Origin of the sequence: Bradyrhizobium sp. CCBAU 11361 (assembly GCF_028128935.1) — a bacterium.
Taxonomy (GTDB): domain Bacteria; phylum Pseudomonadota; class Alphaproteobacteria; order Rhizobiales; family Xanthobacteraceae; genus Bradyrhizobium; species Bradyrhizobium niftali.
On sequence record NZ_LBJZ01000013.1, the window covers coordinates 13335 to 30593 of the forward strand.

The window sequence follows — 17259 nt, forward strand, 5'->3', positions numbered from 1 at the left end:
AACATGGGCGAAGCGAGAATATTGCTGCGTGACACGTCGGTTGCTACCGCTGCCGGCGCAGGCGAGGTCGAGCGCAAGCTGAGCGTGCCTGAAACGTTGTGGAACGACGGCTTCGTCCGCAAGACCGTCATCATCCTGTTCCTGGCGGCCGTCTGGGAAGCCTATGGCGTCGCCCTCGACAATCCCCTGCTGTTTCCGACGCTGCACGACACGATCGTCACGATGTTCGAGCGCGTGAAGGATGGCACCATCCCGCTGCGCGCCTGGGCGTCGCTGAAAGTCCTGTTCATGGGTTATTCGGCCGGCATCGTGCTCGCCGCGATCTTCACCGTGCTTGCGATCTCGACCCGCATCGGTACCGATTTCCTGGAAACGGTCACGGCGATGTTCAATCCGCTGCCGGCGATCGCACTGCTGCCGCTGGCGCTGATCTGGTTCGGGCTCGGCAATGGCAGCCTCGTCTTCGTGCTGATTCACTCGGTGCTGTGGCCGGTGGCGCTCAACACCCATTCCGGCTTCAAGAGCGTCTCCAACACGCTGCGCATGGTCGGCCGCAATTACGGCCTGCGCGGGCTGTCCTATGTCGCAAAGATCCTGATCCCCGCCGCCTTCGGCTCGATCCTCACCGGCCTCAAGATCGGCTGGGCTTTCGCCTGGCGCACGCTGATCGCGGCGGAGCTGGTGTTCGGCGTGTCCTCGGGCCAGGGCGGGCTCGGCTGGTTCATCTTCGAGAACCGCAACCTCCTCGACATACCCGCCGTCTTCGCAGGCCTCTTGACGGTGATTATCATCGGGCTCTTTGTCGAGAACCTGATCTTCCGCGCCATCGAGCGGAACACGGTCCAGAAATGGGGCACCCAATCATGACCAAGAAGAAAACACCCGACCAGCTCCGCAGCGCGCGCTGGTTCGCGCCCGACGACCTGCGCTCGTTCGGCCACCGCTCCCGCACCATGCAGATGGGCTACGCCCCGGAGGAGTGGAAGGACCGCCCGATCATCGCGATCCTCAACACCTGGTCGGACGCGCAGCCCTGCCACATGCACTTCAAGTCGCGCGTCGACGACGTCAAGCGCGGCATCCTGATGGCCGGCGGCCTGCCGCTGGAGCTGCCGGCGCTGTCATTGTCGGAATCGCTGCTGAAACCGACCACGATGCTCTACCGCAATCTGCTCGCGATGGATGCCGAGGAGCTGCTGCGCAGCCATCCCGTTGACGGCGTGGTGCTGATGGGCGGCTGCGACAAGACCACGCCGGCGCTGCTGTTAGGGGCCACCTCGATGAACATTCCGGCGATCTATCTGCCGGCAGGTCCCATGCTGCGCGGCAACTGGAAGGGCAAGACGCTCGGCTCCGGCTCGGACGGCTGGAAATACTGGGACGAGCGCCGCGCCGGGCAAATCTCCGACAAGGACTGGCTCGACATCGAAGCCGGCATCGCCCGCAGCTACGGCACCTGCATGACCATGGGCACCGCCTCGACCATGACCGCGATCGCCGAAGCCATCGGCATGACGCTGCCGGGCGCCTCCTCGATTCCGGCAGCCGATGCCAACCACATCCGCATGGCCAGCGAATGCGGCCGCCGCATCGTCGAGATGGTGTGGGAGGATCTGACGCCCAAGACGATCCAGACCCGAAAGGCCTTCGAGAACGCGATCGCGGTCGCGATGGCGATGGGCTGCTCGACCAACGCGATCATCCATCTGATCGCGCAGGCCCGCCGTGCCGGCCAGGACATTGGGCTCGACGATTTCGAGATCGCGAGCCGCAAGGTGCCTGTCATCGCCAACGTACGGCCGAGCGGCGACGCCTATCTGATGGAGGACTTCTTCTATGCCGGCGGCCTGCCGGCGCTGATGGGCCAGATCAAGCCGCATCTGCATCTCGACTGCATCACCGTCACCGGAAAGTCTTTGGGCGAGAACATCGCCCATGCCGAGGTGCACAATGACGACGTGATCCGCTCGGTCGACAACCCCATCTACAAGGAAGGCGCGCTCGCCGTGCTCAAGGGCAATCTCGCGCCCGACGGCTGCGTCATAAAACCCTCCGCCTGCGCGCCGCGCTTCCTCAAGCACACCGGACCCGCGCTGGTGTTCGACGACTATCCCGCGATGAAGAAGGCGGTTGACGATCCCAATCTGGACGTCACCGAGGACCACATCCTGATCCTGCGCAATGCCGGACCGCAGGGCGGGCCGGGCATGCCGGAATGGGGCATGCTGCCGATCCCGACCAAGCTCGTGAAGCAGGGCGTGCGCGACATGGTGCGTATCTCGGACGCGCGCATGAGCGGCACCAGCTACGGCGCCTGCATCCTGCACGTCTCACCGGAGTCCTACATCGGCGGTCCGCTGGCCCTGGTGCAGAACGGCGACCGCATCACGCTCGATGTCGCCGCCCGAACCATCAATCTCGATGTATCGGAGGCCGAGCTCGCAAAGCGCCGCGCCGCCTGGAAGGCGCCCGAGCGCCGCTTCGAGCGCGGCTATGGCTGGATGTTCACCAAGCACATCAAGCAGGCCAATGACGGCTGCGACTTCGACTTCCTCGAGACCGATTTCGGCGCGCCGATCGGCGAGCCGTCGATCTATTAACTTCACCGTCGTTCCGGGGCGCGAAGCGAACCCGGAACCTCGAGATTCCGGGTTCGATGCTTCGCATCGCCCCGGAATGACAGATGAGGATGCACCTATGACCAAACTTTCCGAAGCCACCCGCAACAAGCTCAAATCCGTCTCAACCGCCACCGTTGCCACCGCCTTGTTCAAGCGCGGCCTGCGCATCCAGATGATCCAGGATGTGCATCCTCTCGGGGTCGATCAGCCGACCATGGTCGGCGAGGCCTTCACGCTGCGCTACATGCCGGCGCGCGAGGATCTCAACACCATCGACGTGTTCAGGGATCGTTCGCATCCGCAGCGCAAGGCGGTCGAGGATTGCCCTCCGGGCGCCGTGCTGGTGATGGACAGCCGCAAGGACGCGCGCGCGGCATCGGCCGGCGCGATCCTGGTGACGCGGCTGATGAAGCGCGGCGTCGCCGGCGTCGTCACCGACGGCGGCTTTCGCGATTCCGCCGAGATCGCCAAGCTCGGCATCCCCGCCTACCACCATCGTCCCTCAGCGCCGACGAACCTCACGCTGCATCAGGCGATCGAGATCAACGTGCCGATCGGCTGCGGCGACGCGCCGGTGTTCCCGGGCGACGTCATCCTCGGCGATGCCGACGGCGTCATCGTCATCCCCGCGCATCTGGCCGACGAGATCGCCAACGAGACGTTCGAGATGACGGCGTTCGAGGACTTCGTCACCGAGGAAGTCGGCAAGGGCCGCGGCATCTTCGGCCTCTATCCCGCCACCGATCCGCAGACGCTCACCGACTTCGCGGAATGGCGGAAGAAGAACGGACGGTAGTTAGACTGTTGGTATCGCCACAACACCAGTGTCGTCCCGGCCTAGTGCGCAATTGCGCACGGGGGGGCCGGGACCCATAACCACAGGGAGTGGTTTGGCGAAGACTCGCAGTTAAGAAATCCTCCCGCGGTACTGCTACCTGCGTTCCATCGATAGATCACGCGGTATAGGTCCCTGCGTTCGCAGGGACGACAGCGGTGGGTGTGGCTACACCCCGGCCTCCGCCATCCCCGCCGCCCACAGCGCGAACGCATAGACGATCGCGACTTCGTCGAGACGGTCGAAGCGCCCAGAGGCACCGCCGTGGCCGGCGCCCATGTTGGTGCGCAGCAGCACCGGGCCGCCGCCGCGCATGGTGGCGCGCAGGCGCGCGATCCATTTGGCGGGCTCCCAATAGGTGACGCGCGGATCGGTCAATCCGCCCATGGCCAGGATCGCCGGATAATCCTTCGCCGCGACATTGTCGTAGGGCGAGTAGGACAGGATGGTGCGAAAATCCTTTTCGCTCTCGATCGGGTTGCCCCATTCCGGCCATTCCGGCGGCGTCAGCGGCAGCGTGTCGTCGAGCATGGTGTTGAGCACGTCCACGAACGGCACTTCGGCGACGATGCCGGCGAACAGCTCGCCGGCGCGGTTCGCCACCGCGCCCATCAGCATGCCGCCGGCCGAGCCGCCATGGCCGACGATGCGCTTTGCGCTCGTGTACCTGGCGTCGATCAGGGCACGGGCGCTGGCGGCGAAATCGTCGAACGAATTCGTCTTCTTCTCGCGCTTGCCGTCGAGATACCAGCCCCAGCCCTTGTCGGCGCCGCCGCGGATATGGGCGATGGCGTAGACGAAACCGCGATCGACCAGCGACAGGCGGTTGGCGCTGAACGAGGCCGGCATCGCCATGCCATAGGAGCCGTAGCCGTAGAGCAGGAGCGGTGCCGATCCGTCGAGCTTCAGCCCGCGGCGATAGAGGATCGAGACCGGCACCTCGGCGCCGTCCTGCGCCTTCGCCATGATGCGCGTGGTGACGTAGTCGGCCGCATTGTGGCCGGACGGGATCTCCTGGCGCTTGCGCAAGGTCCGCGTGCGCTTGGCCATGTCGTAATCATAGACCTCCGACGGCGTCGTCATCGACGAATAGGCGAACCGTAAATTCGTCGTCTCGAACTCGTAGGAACCCATCGTATCGAGCGAATAGGCCGCTTCGTCGAAGGCGATGGCGTGCTCCTCGTCCGTCGCGAGATCGCGGATCACGATCGCCGGCAGCGCATTGGCGCGCTCCAGCCGCACCAGATGGCCGGCATAGAGATCGAGGTCGATGATGTAGATGCCCGGACGATACGGAATCAGGTCGCGCCAGTTCTTGCGCTCGGGCGAGGCGAGCGGCGCGGTGACGATCTTGAAGTCGATGGCGTCATCGGCATTGGTGAGGATGAAGAGCTGATCGCCGCGGTCGGCGAGCGAATATTGCACGCCTTCCTCGCGCGCCGCGACGAGGCGCGGCGGCGTATCGGGGCTTTCGAGATCGATCAGCCGCTGCTCGGAGGTCTCGTGATCGCCGCCCGCGATCACGCAGAAGCGGCCGCTGGTGCTCTCGTGCAGATGGGTGAACCAGCCGGAATCCTGCTCCTCATAGACGAGGGTGTCGTCGGCCTGTTTCGTCCCCAGCCGGTGCCGCCACACCTGCATCGGGCGGTGATTGTCGTCGAGCTTCACATAGAAGAAGCTTTTCGCGTCCTTGCTCCAGACGATACCGCCGTCGGTCTCCTCGACGAGGTCGTCAAAGTCCTTCCCCGTCGCCCAGTCGCGCACGCGGATCGAAAAATATTCGGAGCCCTTGGTGTCCGCGCTCCAGGCTTGCAGCTTGTGATCGGGCGAATGCCGGCTGCCGCCGAACTTGAAATATTTGTGGTCCTTGGCGAGCGCATCGCCGTCGAGCACGATATGGCCATCGCCGCCCTCGCGCGGCATGCGGCCGAACAGCTCGTGCTGCCCGCCCTCGCGAAACCTGCGGAAATAGGCGAACGCCCCGTCCGGCGACGGCACGCTGGAATCGTCCTCCTTGATCCGGCCGCGCATCTCGCGCACCAGCGTCTTCTGCAGCGCGGCGGTATGGCCGAGCAAGCTCTCGGTGTAGCCGTTCTCTTCATCCAGATATTTGCGGATGTCGGGATCGAGCACCTTGGGGTCGCGCAGCACCTCCTGCCATTTCTCGTCCTTCAGCCAGGCATAGTCGTCGGTCACGGTGATCCCGTGCCGGGTGAAGCTGTGCGGCCGGCGCGGGGCGACGGGGGGCTGGGAAGGTGTCTTGGCTTGTGTCACTCGATCCTCATTGCGTCTCACCGGAACCCATCTCGTCATGCGCGGGCTTGACCCGCGCATCCATCAAAGACGAATTCTTGAGCGATGGATTGCCGGGGCAAGCCCGGCAATGACGGCCGTAGACGGCGGCGTGTCGCGCATCATATGGCGACGAGCGCATGAATTGCCAGCGCGGCTGCGCCAAGGACTGCGCCAAGTCGCCGGGTTGTTGATCGGCCCCTTGTATGCTTTAGGGGCCAAGTCCTTTAGTAGCAAAGTCCTTTAGTGGCCAGGTCCTTTAGTGGCCATGTCCCCGCCGCCGGTCCAGCCTGATGCTGTTCAATTCCTACCCGTTCATCCTGCTGTTCCTGCCGGCCGTGCTGGCCGGGTACTTCTGGCTCGGGCGGCGCAGCAATCTGACCCCGGTGATCTGGCTGGCGGCCGCCTCGCTCGCCTTCTACGCCATCGGCAGTTGGCAGTTTGTCGCGCTGTTGCTGGCGTCGATCGCCTTCAACTACGGCATCGGCTACCTCCTGATCGCGGCGGAGCTCGCGCCAATGCAGCGCCGGGCGGCGCTTGTTTTTGGTGTCGCCGGCGACCTTCTCGTGCTCGGCATTTTCAAATATGCGGGCTTTGCCGCCGACAATCTCAATGCGCTGCTCGGCACGCATGTCGCGGTCCACATCCTGCTGCCAGTCGGCGTCTCCTTCTACACCTTCACCCAGATTGCGTTCCTGGTCGATGCCTTTCGCGGCCAGGTCGCGGCCTACGCGCTGCCGCACTACGCGCTGTTCGTGACCTATTTTCCGCATCTGATCGCGGGGCCGATCCTCCACCACAAGGACATGATCCCGCAATTCGAGCAGGAGGAGTCCAAGCATCCGCACGCGCATCTGATCCTGTGCGGAATCATCATCTTCGCCATCGGCCTGTTCAAGAAGACCTGTCTCGCCGACGGCATCCAGCCCCTGGTTGCGCTCGCCTTCGACGCCCGTTCGCCGAGCTTCGACCAGGCCTGGCTCGGTGCGCTCGCCTACACGTTCCAGCTCTATTTCGACTTCTCCGGCTATTCCGACATGGCGATCGGGATATCCCTGATGTTCGGCATCTTCCTGCCCGTCAACTTCAACTCGCCGTACAAGGCCACCAGCATCGTCGAGTTCTGGCGCCGCTGGCACATGACGCTGTCGCAATTTTTGCGCGACTATCTCTACATCCCGCTCGGCGGCAATCGCCGCGGCCGTGCGCTGCGCTACGTCAATTTGATGATCACGATGCTGCTCGGCGGGCTCTGGCACGGCGCGGCCTGGACGTTCGTGGTGTGGGGCGCGCTGCACGGCGCCTATCTCTGCATCAATCACGCCTTCAACGCGCTGGTGCCGGCCATCCCGTCGCCTCTCGCGCGCCCGGTCCGCATCCTTGGGGCCGTGCTGACCTTCCTGGCCGTCGTCGTCGCCTGGGTGTTCTTTCGCGCCGAGCGGGTCGATTGGGCCTTGCGGATCACCAGTGCCATGGCTGATCCCTTGAACATCGTCCTCGGCCGCGAGGAGATCGCGGCGCTGGTGCAGGTCACGATCTATGCGGCACTGGTGTGGCTGGCGCCGAGCACGCAAGCAATCATGGGCTACGATCACGGCAACCGCAGGGTCGGCGAGAGTTTGCGGGCAGGGCGCATGCGGCCGCTGGTCCTCTATGGGGCATCGCTCGTGCTCGCGTTCGGGATCCTGGGCATCCAGAGCCACAGCGAATTCATCTATTTCAGGTTCTGATGCGGGGATCGTTCACCAGCGTGAGGCGTCTTCTCCTTGCGAGCGTCGCGTGCGTGCTGGGCGCCGCGGCGCTGACTTTTGCCGTCGATCCCCTGCAGCTGTTCCGCCCGTCGCGCCTCATCGCGCCCTTCTATTCCGACGACACGCGCATGCAGAATGCCGGGCTGATCCGCAGCCAGTCGTTCGATACCGCCTTCATCGGCACCTCGCTCGCGATCCATTTCCGCCAGAGCGACATCGACCGCGCGCTCGGCGTCCGTTCGCTCAAGCTGGCGATGACCGGGTCCAACTCGCGCCAGCAGGGCTTCGTGCTGGAGCAGGCGATCGATCGCGGCGCCCGGCGCGTGATCTGGGCGATGGACGATTTTAGCTTTGTCGATGCGGCCGGCATCGAGGCCGATCCCTATCTGTCCGTCGATCTCTACCGGAGGACGGCCAAGGGGATCGCGGCCTATCTGTTCAACGCCGCCATGGCGAAGGAATCCCTGTTCGCGCTGCTGCGGTCGATTCCGCCGCTGCGGGAGCCGCTGACCCGTGCGGCACCGCTTCTCCCCGTCAAGTTCGCGCTGTTCGACGTCGACGACATCTACGCGCTGCCACGGGATTTCGACGTCGCGCGCGCCTACAGCGCGGAGAGGACGCGCGCCGCCTTCGCCTACATCACCGATCCCGTGCGCAGCAGCTTTCTCGGCGAGGGCTACGGCTATGGCGCCATGGTCCGGCATTTCGAGCGCGACGCCGTCGGCCTGATCACGCGCCATCCGGACGTGACCTTCGACATTTACTTCCCGCCTTATTCGATCCTGCAATTCGTCGCGATGCGCGATGCCTCACCGGCGACGCTGAAGATCGTCACCGATCTCACGGCCCTCGTCGCGCAGCGCCTGACGCAGCTTCCCAACGTGCGCCTCCACGATTTCCGCGCGATCAAGGCGGTGACCCACGACCTCAACAATTACGGCGACGTCATCCACCATTCGCCGGTCATCGATGCAATGGTGCTGAAGTGGCTGGCGAGCGGGGAATACCGGGTCGATCCCAACAAGCCGACCGCGTCGCTGGAGGAGCTGAAGGCGCAGGTCGAGGCGTATCGGGTGCGACAGCCGTAGCCAAACACTCCGCTGTCGTCCCGGCGAAGGCCGGGACCCATAACCACAGGAAGTGGTTTGGCGAAGACTCGCAGTGAAAAGGCCGGTACTGCGACCGTGCCCAATCGATAGATCACGCGGTATGGGTCCCGGCTTTCGCCGGGACGACAGCGGAGGGTTAGGCGCAAGCTTGCGCCTACGCCGCCACCTCTTCGCCGAGATACGAAACCGCTGCCTCCAGCCCGCCCTTGCCGTGCGGGATCTTCAGCGCGTTGAGGCCGATCTCGATCACCCCGAGCGTGCCGAGCAGCATCGGCGCGTTGACATGGCCCATATGGGCGATGCGGAAGGCTTGTCCCGAGAGATCGCCGATGCCGGTGCCGAGCACGACGCCGCACTTCTCCTTGCAATAGCTTTGCAGCACTGCGGGATCGTGGCCGTTGTTCATGGTCACCGTGGTCACGGTGTTGGAGCGCTCGCTGGCCTCGGCGACGTTGAAGCCGAGCACCTGGCCTTCCGACCAGGCTGAGACCGCACGCCGCGCGGCTTCGCCGAGCAGGCTGTGGCGGCGGAAGGCGTTTTCAAGCCCTTCCTCGTGCAGCAGGTCGATCGCCTTGCGCAGCGCGAACAACAGATGCACCGGCGCGGTGCCGGCATATTTGCGGTAGTTCTCGGTGCCCTCGCGCTCGCTCCAGCTCCAATAGGGCGTCGACATGTTCGCCTTCTTGTGCACTTCGAGCGCGCGCGCGTTGGCGGCGACGAAGCCGAGGCCGGGCGGCGTCATCAGGCCCTTCTGCGAGCCGGACATCGTGACGTCGACGCCCCATTTGTCCATCTCGTACGGCATGCAGCCGAGCGAGGCGACGGTGTCGACCATGTACAGCGCGGGGTGTCCGCTCGCCTTGATCGCCTTGCCGATCGCCTCGATGTCGTTCTGCACGCCCGAGGCGGTGTCGACCTGGACGACGACGACGGCCTTGATGGTGTGCTCCTTGTCGCGGCGCAGGCGCTCCTCGACCTCGTGCGGCCGCACCGCGCGGCGCCAGTCGCCCTTGAGCACCTCGACCTCGGCACCCATCAGCGCGGCTGCATTGCCCCAGCCGATTGCGAAACGTCCGCTCTCCAGCACCAGCACCTTGTCGCCACGCGACAGCACGTTGCTCAGCGCCGCTTCCCAGGCGCCGTGCCCGTTGGCGATGTAGATGTAGGACTTGCCCTTGGTCGCAAACAGCTTCGAGATGTCACCGAGCAGGCTCTCGGTCAGATCGAGCATCTCTTGGGAGTAGATGTCGATCGCCGGACGATGCATCGCCCGCAGCACCTCGTCGGGCATGTTGGTGGGCCCGGGGATGGCCAGAAACTCCCGGCCCGCGCGAACGGTCATTGCTGTTGGTCCTTGTTGCTTGAGAACAGGCTGGTGGGTCGCTGAATCATACTTTTACGCGCTGCTGCGATGCAAGAAAAGCACGCAAAATGCAGGGCTGGGTTATCTTTTGGTCTCCCGACAACCGGCGGCTTCCGCCTCCTCCACCGAGCAGAACCAGCGGGTGCCCTTGCTGATCTTCATCTTGATCTGGGTGTACCAGCGGCTGGTCGGCGGGTGATAGATGCATTCGCCGGCGCTGTTGACGTTGCCCTTGATGGTGCAGTCGGGCGAGGGCGCGACCGGCCCCGAGGCCGAGGCAAGCAGCACCGAATGCGCCCCGTCGGGCGGCTTGGTGGCACCCAATATCGTCGTCTTCTTGTTGCGCACGCGCCAGTCCCAGGGCGCAATGAAGGCGCCTTGCCACATGCCGGCTTTGGCCTCACGCGCGGCAGCCTCGTCGGCGTCGTAATCGTGCGAAACGCGGGTGTAGGACAGCGCCCAGCCGCTGCGCACCAGCCATTTCTGGATGTCCTCGCCGCCGACCTCGCAGCGCGCCACGGTGCGGCCGCGCCGGTCGATCGCGCGGGTATGACAGACCCAGTTCTTGCCCTCGGTGTATTTGGCGAGCTCGTCGCGCGCCGCGATCCCGCAGGTCCAGCGCTCGGTATTGGTGTTGAGGCAGAGCTGGTCGGACGACGGCGCGTCGATGCCGCCGAGCCGGATCCTCGTGTTGCCGATCACGACGGAATCGCCGTCGTGGACCTTCGCCGTGCCGGTGATGTCGGCGGCCTGCGCCAGCGACGGCAAGGCGAGCAAAGACAGCGCAATCAGGAATTTTCGCAACATGCCGGTCCGCGTGTTCAGGAAAATCGCGATAGACCCCGCAATTGTGGTCGGCTTTTGGCCATCCGGCCAGCATATGCCTAACGGATGGGCTTTCAACTTCCTGTCATTGAATGACGGACGTAGGGTGGGTTAGCCCCGCGCTGCGCGAAGCGCAGTCGCTCGGCGTAACCCACCTCTTTGGTCTCTACAGCGACAGAAGTGGTGGGTTACGCTTCGCTAACCCACCCTACGAAGCCTACCCCCGCCCAGCCATCGCCCGCTTCGCCACCGCCAGCCCCATCAGCACGAACGCCGACGTCACCTCAGGGCCACCGACCAGGATCCGCGTCGGCGTCTTCATCTTGTTCCATTCATAGGCGCGGAACGGGCCGCGGCGGCCGCCTTCGCCGAGGCTCGCGACGATGACGTTGAGTGCCGGCGCGAAGGCGCGCGGGTCGGCGCCGAGATGACCGAGGGCGATCAGCGCCAGCGCCGCGTCGAACACGTTCATCTCCGCGGCCATCAGCTCGCCCTTGACGTAGGAGAGCACGCGGTGGCGGATGAAATCGAAGTCGCCGTCCGGATCGATCGCCGCCTGCGCCGCCAGCGGCAGCGCCAGGAAGGCGGCATAGCAGCGGCCGAAATAGGCGCTGTAGAGTTCCGGCAGGTAATAGATGTGCGAGCGCGGATTGGCGAAGGCGCCGCTTGATGCCAGCCGCTTCTGGAAGCCGATGATGCGATGCACGGTCGCCAGCCGCGCCGGCGTCTCCAGGATCTTCCAGCGCGCCAAATTGCGGAAGCTGACCTCGAGAATGTCGAGATTGAGCGTCGGATCGAGATCGTTGCCGTAGGGACGCTCGCCCTTGAGATTGTCGATCCAGGTCGCGACCCCGCCCTCGTAGTCGATGTTGTCGTTGAGCGGCACGGTCACGCGCGGCTCGTTGACGCCGGCGAGCACCTGGTAACCGCTGTAGAAATCCAGCAGCGGCTGGTCGATGATCGGATCGGTGCAGCCGGCCTGCGTCGCCGCGGAGATCGAGCAGGCCGTGGTGTCGCAATCCGGCACGTAGATGCCGAAGCCGAGATCCTGCTTGATCTGGGCGAAGAAGCGCGAAAAGCGCGGATGGGGCGCAGGCGCGAGCGCGGTGATGACGTTGAAGCGCGCGCCGTCGGTGCCCTCGACCTCCTCGCGGCTGATGTTGACGCAGAAATCGACCATGTCGGCGATCGCGCGCTCTGCTGCCGTCTTGTCGGCCGGCGAAGCGAGCCCGGTTTCGACGAAGCTCAGCAGCGCCTCGATGAAGAAGGCATCGTAATAGGCCGAGCGGTGGCGGATCTGCATCGGCTCCCACATCGGCTCGGCAATGCCGGTCCAGGGCGGATTGATCACGGCGGCTGCCTTCGATCGCGCGATGAAGACACGGGCGAGGTTGAACAGCAGCGAGGAGTTCTTGTAGCCGCGCGCGTTCAACCCCGTGAGCGCCATGGTCAGCTCGCGTCCGCGGAAATCAGGGTCGCCGATCAGGTTGAAGGCGGCATAGGTTGGCAGGAAGCCGTTCTTGCGGTACGAGCCGAGCAGGTGCTGCGCACAGTCGCGGATCACGCCGTCGATCTGTGAAGCTTGCGGCATGGCGGCGACGAACAGCGCCGGCGGCGGCCTGGGATGGTCGAGCGTGATGCTGTCGACGAGATCGGCCACGGGCTGGCCTATTGCCGCCCAGTCCGGCTCGGCTTCGTCGCGCGCCCCCGCCAGCGCCGTGCGAAGCCGGGTCAGCTTCGCCTCGTCGCGCAACTCGGGCAGCCCGGCGCGGCGGAGCAGTATCCGCAATGCGGGATTGCCGAGCGCGGTCTTGTAGAATTTGGCCAGATGCGGATCGCCGCTGGTTGCACCCGCCAGCACGGGATCGCAGACGTCGTAAAGCGAGGGGCCGTCCTTCCGCGCCGTCAGCGCCCGGCAGGCGGCGCCGGCAAAATAATGAAAGCTCATGAAATACCTGGTCGCGGGGCCCCTGGTCGGGGGCCGGCCGGTGCGGTTCCCATCCGCGCACCACCCCCTGCAAGTCTTTGAAAAAGCTACCCGGATTCGCAGGAAATACAAATGTGATAGCGGTCACGGAAAAACCGGCACGAGGGCTGCATGATCAGGCCCCGGAAGGGCTACGGGAACGCAAAACCAGGAGAAATCCAGGTCATGGAATTAACTAACATCTTCAGCGACTTAGCTCAAATTTTGGGCAATCTATTGCCGGACACACTATATCCCGTTAAAGGTTTGTTTGGTGCGGCGCCGCAAATTGCGCGCAATTCGGGGGCACTCCCCCGGCCAATCCCTCAAACCTAAAGACGCTATCGCGCTACTCAACCTGTGTGCGCGCGCTTGGCTGATCTTTGGCACTGACAGGAATGAAGCGAGATGAATGTAAGGCAGCTCGACATTTCCCGACGCACGATTGCGGTGGCCGCAGCCCTCATCGGCACGGTCTCGCTCGTGATCGGCGCCCATGCTGCCCTCAACATGCGCGCGCTCGATGCCGCCAAGGCTGTTACGACCGACCAGGTCACCGGCTCGATCGGCCAGACCTCCCGGCTCGCGCTCGTCATCGGCAATGGACATTATCCCGACGCCAGCGCGCCGCTGACGCAGTCGATCAACGACGCCCGCGCGCTGTCCTCGACCCTGCGCAAGAACGGCTTTGACGTCGACATGGTGGAAGACGCGACCAAGGATGACATGGTCCGCGCCGTCAACCGCCTGAAGTCCCGGATCAAGCGCGACACCGTCGTCATGCTGTTCTTCGGCGGCTTCGGCGTACAGGCCGGCCGCCAGAGCTACATGCTGCCGGTCGACGCCGTGATCTGGAAGGAAAGCGACGTCCGCCGCCAGGGCGTCTCCATCGACGGCGTGCTCGACATGATGAAGGAGCAGGGCGCCAAGGCCAAGCTCGTCGTCGTCGACGCCTCGCGCCGTAACCCCTATGAGCGCCGCTTCCGCTCCTACAGCCACGGCCTCGCGCCGATCGGCACGCCCGACAATGCGCTGATCCTCTCCTCCGCTTCGCCCGGCAAGGTCGTCGACGACGGCAAGGGCGAGCACAGCGTGCTGGTCAGCGAGCTTCTCGGCAACCTCACGACGCAGGGCAGCGCCGAAAGCGCCTTCAACAAGACCCGGGTCGCCATCTCCCGCGCCTCCGAAGGCGACCAGGTCCCGACCGTCTCCTCCTCGCTGCTCGAAGACGTCCATTTCGGCGAAGCCGGCGGCTAGGTTTTTCCCGGCGACTGTAGGGTGGATTAGCGAAGCGTAATCCACCACTTCTCTCTCAGAGCGGAAAGCAAAGAGGTGGATTACGCCTTCGGCTAATCCACCCTACGATATGCGTGTGTAACGCACATCTGCCCCCACATCGTCATTGCGAGCCAACGGGTCCGCGCGAAGCGCGGCCCGATGACAGGCTCCGCGAAGCAATCCAGAATCTTTCCGCGGAAAGATTCTGGATTGCTTCGTCGCACCAGCGCAAAATTGCTTCGCAATTTTGTCGCGGGCTCCTCGCAATGACGGTTGAGGCGAGACCTACTTCGCCGCTTCCGCGGCCATCACCGGGCGCACCGGATCGCCTTCGCGCAGGAGGGCGCCGGCGCGGGCGACGACGACATCGCCTTCGTTGAGGCCGTCGCGGACCTCGATATTGCCGCCCGACATCAGACCGATCTCGACGCGCTTGGTCTCGACGCGGTTGCGGCGGATCACCTGCACCACGGTGCCGGCGGACGAATATTGCACGGAGGTCAGCGGCACCGCGACGTTGCAGCTCTGCCCGGTCTTGATCAGTGCGCGGCCGCTTGCGTTCAGCAGCAGCCGCTTCTGCGAGGAGATGCCGATATAGACCATGCCCTGCTGGATGTTCGGCTCGATGGTCGGCCCGATGCGGCGCACCTTGCCGTCGATGTCGCCGGCGCCGGCGATCCGCACGGTCGCCTGCTGACCGACTGCGAGCTTGCGCACGTCGGTCGTCGCCACGAGGCCGACGAGATCGTATTCGCTGCGCGCCACGATCGTGAACAGCGCCTCGCCCTTGGCCGAGGCGAGGTTGCCGATCTGCGCGGTCGAGGTGGCGATCACGCCCGCCACTGGCGCGGTGACCTGAAGTGTGCCGCCCTCGGGCAGCGCGAGGCGCGCCAGCACCTGGCCGGCGGTGGTGGTCTCGCCGGCCTCCGCCAGCACTTCCGTCACCTTCAGGCCGGGACGCTCGGGCCGCACGGACGTTTCCTCGCGCGCGATGATCGTGCCGGTGGCCTCGACGATGTCGGAGAAGCAGGATTTTGCGACTTTCAGCACCGTGACGGCCGGCCCCTTGGGCGCGTCGTCATCGGCGGCTCCGGCCGGATATTGGCCGAAGACGAGCACTCCGGCGATGGCGGCGGGAAACAGGCTTCGAACAACGGCACGGGGCAAAGGGCGCATCGGAAATTCCACGGGGGCTATGCCTCCAATCGATAGCAGATGGCAGCGGCCCGGACTACCGCAGCGTTGTCCCAAAGCGGGATGCCGCGCCGCCCGGGCTGCCGCGGCAAGTCTTTGATTAGTCGCGGGATTGGGGAACAGGTTCGCTCGTCGTCCGACCGGCCGCCGTGGCCGCACAGCTTGCGGTTCGAGATCGGATGCAGCGGTTCGTCTGCGAGCTGCCGGTCAGCTTCGGCGATCTCCGAGCAGCTTGCCGGAGGAACGGTCGATCAGATGCAGCCGCGTACAGGCCGGGCAGGGCACGGAAACGTGCGTGCGGTCGGCCGGCTCGTCGCCAAGCCGATGCTGCACGTTCATGCCGGTCTGGGGGCACTTGAAGACAATATGACGGTCCATCCCCGTCATATGATGCCAAGGCCCGGACTTTGGAATTACGGATGATTACTTAGGTCGGCCGCGGTCCCCTCACGGCAGGCTCAGGAACTCCACCCAGTTCGGCTTCTTGCCGGTGGGGTAGGATTTCAGCTTGCTGAGTGCGCCGCTGCTCTGGTCAATGGCATAGACCGTCATGCCGTCGGACAGCTCGCCGACCGCGGCGAGGTAGCGGCTGGACGGATCGATATTGAAGCCGCGCGGCTGCTTCTCGGTCGGCACGCTGCCGACCGTGGTCAGCTTGCCGCTGGTCGGATCGACCTTGTAGGCGGTGAGCGTATTGGTCGTGCGCTCGGAGGCGTAGAGGAAGCGCCCGTCCGGGGTGATGTGGATGTCGGCGGCCCAGGGTTTCCCATTAAATCCCTCCGGCAGTGCGGTGGTGCGCTGGATCTCGTTCCATGCGCCGCTCTTGGCCTCATAGGTGAAAGCAGCGACATCGCCGTTCAGCTCGTGGATGAGGTAGACGAACTTGCCGCCCGGGTGGAACACGAAGTGCCGCGGCCCCGATTTTTCCGGCACCTTGTAGGCTGGTGGATCGCTCGGCGTCAGCGTGCCCGCCGTGGCGTCGAACGCGAAGCTCAGCACCTGGTCGGAGCCGAGATTGGTCGCGAACACGAAGCGGTTGTCGGGCGAGGGCAGGAAGGCGTGCGCGTTCAGCCCGGTCGGGATCACCTGTTTCGGCTCGCCCACGACGCCGTTCGCGGAAAGCGGATTCAGCGCGACCTTGTTGCCGCCGTAAGAGGCGCTGAACAGGACCTTGCCGCCGCGGTCGGTTGCGATGTACGCCATGCTGTCGGCGAGCGGACCGTTGCCGATAGGGCTGAGCTGGCCCGTCTTGGGGTCGATCGCAAAACTCACCGCCTGGAACGGCTGCGAGCGGACGCCGGCAATCAGCACGCGGTGGTCGGGTGTGATCGCGAGCGGCGTCGAGGAGCCCGGCTTCTCGACGCCCTTGAAGGCGGCGGTCTGCACCGGTGTCATCTCGCCGCTTTCGGACAGCTTGAACACGCTGATGTCGTTGCTGTCGGCATTGCCGACATAGGCGAAGGTCTCGGCCATGCCGGCGCGAACTCCTGAAATGAGGGCAAGGAAGGCGAGGGTGGTGGCGATCGCAGCGCGGGGCGTTATGGATGCGATGCAGCCTGTCGGTCTCGGCATGGGCGTTCTCCTCGGGGCCGGTGCGGCCTTGTCGTTTTGTCGCAGAGGATAGCGGCAGGCGCCTCGCCGCACCAAATTCCAAATGAGATCGATCGATGCCGAAATTGCATCGGTTGCGTTGCGCCGAAGGCGGCTACCGCACCGCGGCCGTCAGGTTGCGGAAGTGCAGATTCGGGCCGGCCGGATGGTCGGGCGGTCCGAGCACGGTCCACACGACGACCGCGAGCAAGGCCGAGGTCAGGATGGTCCAGGCGACGAGTCGTTTGCGCATCAGGCCAAATCCGTCCGTCGAAAGTTGGGGGCGCGCGGCCATCGTGCACTGCAAACGGCGACGACTCTATGAACTCGTTCACAGCCCAAGGGGATGGAAGGGCCCGCGGGATGAAGATGTCGTGGCAAAGCGCCACACCGGTTAAACCGATCGCAAGGTCTCTCCGACAAACTTGAACGGCG

The 17259-nt window shown here is 64.8% G+C and carries 14 protein-coding genes; 6 read left to right on the forward strand and 8 right to left on the reverse strand.

Translation table 11 applies throughout. The annotated features are described in order from the left end of the window. Window positions 1-3: 3 nt before the first annotated feature. The 3 genes from XI08_RS05205 (at window position 4) to XI08_RS05215 (ending at window position 3417) form a co-directional block, all read left to right on the forward strand. A complete protein-coding gene (locus XI08_RS05205) occupies window positions 4-867 on the forward strand; it encodes an ABC transporter permease (protein WP_271573628.1) in 864 nt (287 codons plus the stop codon). Next, window positions 864-2600 (forward strand): L-arabinonate dehydratase, encoded by a 1737-nt coding sequence (gene araD / locus XI08_RS05210; protein WP_271573629.1) that lies wholly within the window; start codon window positions 864-866, stop codon window positions 2598-2600. The genes XI08_RS05205 and araD overlap by 4 nt, the downstream gene beginning before the upstream one ends. 97 nt (window positions 2601-2697) lie before the next feature. Further along, on the forward strand, window positions 2698-3417 hold the full coding sequence (locus XI08_RS05215; protein ID WP_271573630.1) for a ribonuclease activity regulator RraA: 720 nt from the start codon (window positions 2698-2700) through the stop codon (window positions 3415-3417). A 207-nt stretch (window positions 3418-3624) separates the two neighbouring features. Here the strand turns inward: XI08_RS05215 and XI08_RS05220 are convergent, their stop codons facing one another. Further along, window positions 3625-5730, reverse strand: a complete 2106-nt coding sequence (locus tag XI08_RS05220; RefSeq protein ID WP_271573631.1) for a S9 family peptidase — start codon at window positions 5728-5730, stop codon at window positions 3625-3627. 311 nt (window positions 5731-6041) lie between these two features. Here XI08_RS05220 and XI08_RS05225 point away from each other — a divergent pair, with 311 nt between their 5' ends. Continuing rightward, window positions 6042-7478 carry an MBOAT family O-acyltransferase gene (locus XI08_RS05225; protein WP_271573632.1) on the forward strand — a complete coding sequence of 479 codons (1437 nt, stop codon included), beginning with the start codon at window positions 6042-6044 and terminating at the stop codon, window positions 7476-7478. Then, the gene (locus XI08_RS05230) at window positions 7478-8587 is read left to right on the forward strand and encodes a hypothetical protein (RefSeq protein WP_271573633.1); all 1110 of its coding nucleotides are present in this window, start codon (window positions 7478-7480) and stop codon (window positions 8585-8587) included. Before XI08_RS05225 ends, XI08_RS05230 begins: the two co-directional genes overlap by 1 nt. 175 nt (window positions 8588-8762) lie before the next feature. Here XI08_RS05230 and XI08_RS05235 read toward each other — a convergent pair whose 3' ends face one another. The 3 genes from XI08_RS05235 to XI08_RS05245 form a co-directional block, all read right to left on the reverse strand. Next, the gene (locus XI08_RS05235) at window positions 8763-9950 is read right to left on the reverse strand and encodes a pyridoxal-phosphate-dependent aminotransferase family protein (RefSeq protein WP_271573634.1); all 1188 of its coding nucleotides are present in this window, start codon (window positions 9948-9950) and stop codon (window positions 8763-8765) included. A 102-nt stretch (window positions 9951-10052) separates the two neighbouring features. Beyond that, window positions 10053-10778 carry a thermonuclease family protein gene (locus XI08_RS05240; protein ID WP_271573635.1) on the reverse strand — a complete coding sequence of 242 codons (726 nt, stop codon included), beginning with the start codon at window positions 10776-10778 and terminating at the stop codon, window positions 10053-10055. A gap of 235 nt (window positions 10779-11013) precedes the next feature. Further along, entirely contained in the window at window positions 11014-12744 is a 1731-nt protein-coding gene (locus tag XI08_RS05245) for a hypothetical protein (protein ID WP_271573636.1), read from the reverse strand. A gap of 426 nt (window positions 12745-13170) precedes the next feature. On the opposite strand from XI08_RS05245, the gene XI08_RS05250 reads away from it, so the two are divergent. Beyond that, on the forward strand, window positions 13171-14019 hold the full coding sequence (locus XI08_RS05250; protein WP_027546777.1) for a caspase family protein: 849 nt from the start codon (window positions 13171-13173) through the stop codon (window positions 14017-14019). 306 nt (window positions 14020-14325) lie between these two features. Here the strand turns inward: XI08_RS05250 and XI08_RS05255 are convergent, their stop codons facing one another. From XI08_RS05255 to XI08_RS05270, 4 genes are all read right to left on the reverse strand, one after another. Then, entirely contained in the window at window positions 14326-15216 is an 891-nt protein-coding gene (locus tag XI08_RS05255) for an efflux RND transporter periplasmic adaptor subunit (protein WP_027546776.1), read from the reverse strand. 225 nt (window positions 15217-15441) lie between these two features. Next, window positions 15442-15612 carry a hypothetical protein gene (locus tag XI08_RS05260; protein WP_165448133.1) on the reverse strand — a complete coding sequence of 57 codons (171 nt, stop codon included), beginning with the start codon at window positions 15610-15612 and terminating at the stop codon, window positions 15442-15444. A gap of 69 nt (window positions 15613-15681) precedes the next feature. Next, window positions 15682-16806, reverse strand: coding sequence for a lactonase family protein (locus XI08_RS05265; RefSeq protein WP_271573637.1), 1125 nt, complete (start codon window positions 16804-16806; stop codon window positions 15682-15684). A 133-nt stretch (window positions 16807-16939) separates the two neighbouring features. Beyond that, on the reverse strand, window positions 16940-17077 hold the full coding sequence (locus XI08_RS05270; protein ID WP_156149861.1) for a hypothetical protein: 138 nt from the start codon (window positions 17075-17077) through the stop codon (window positions 16940-16942). Window positions 17078-17259: the final 182 nt, after the last annotated feature.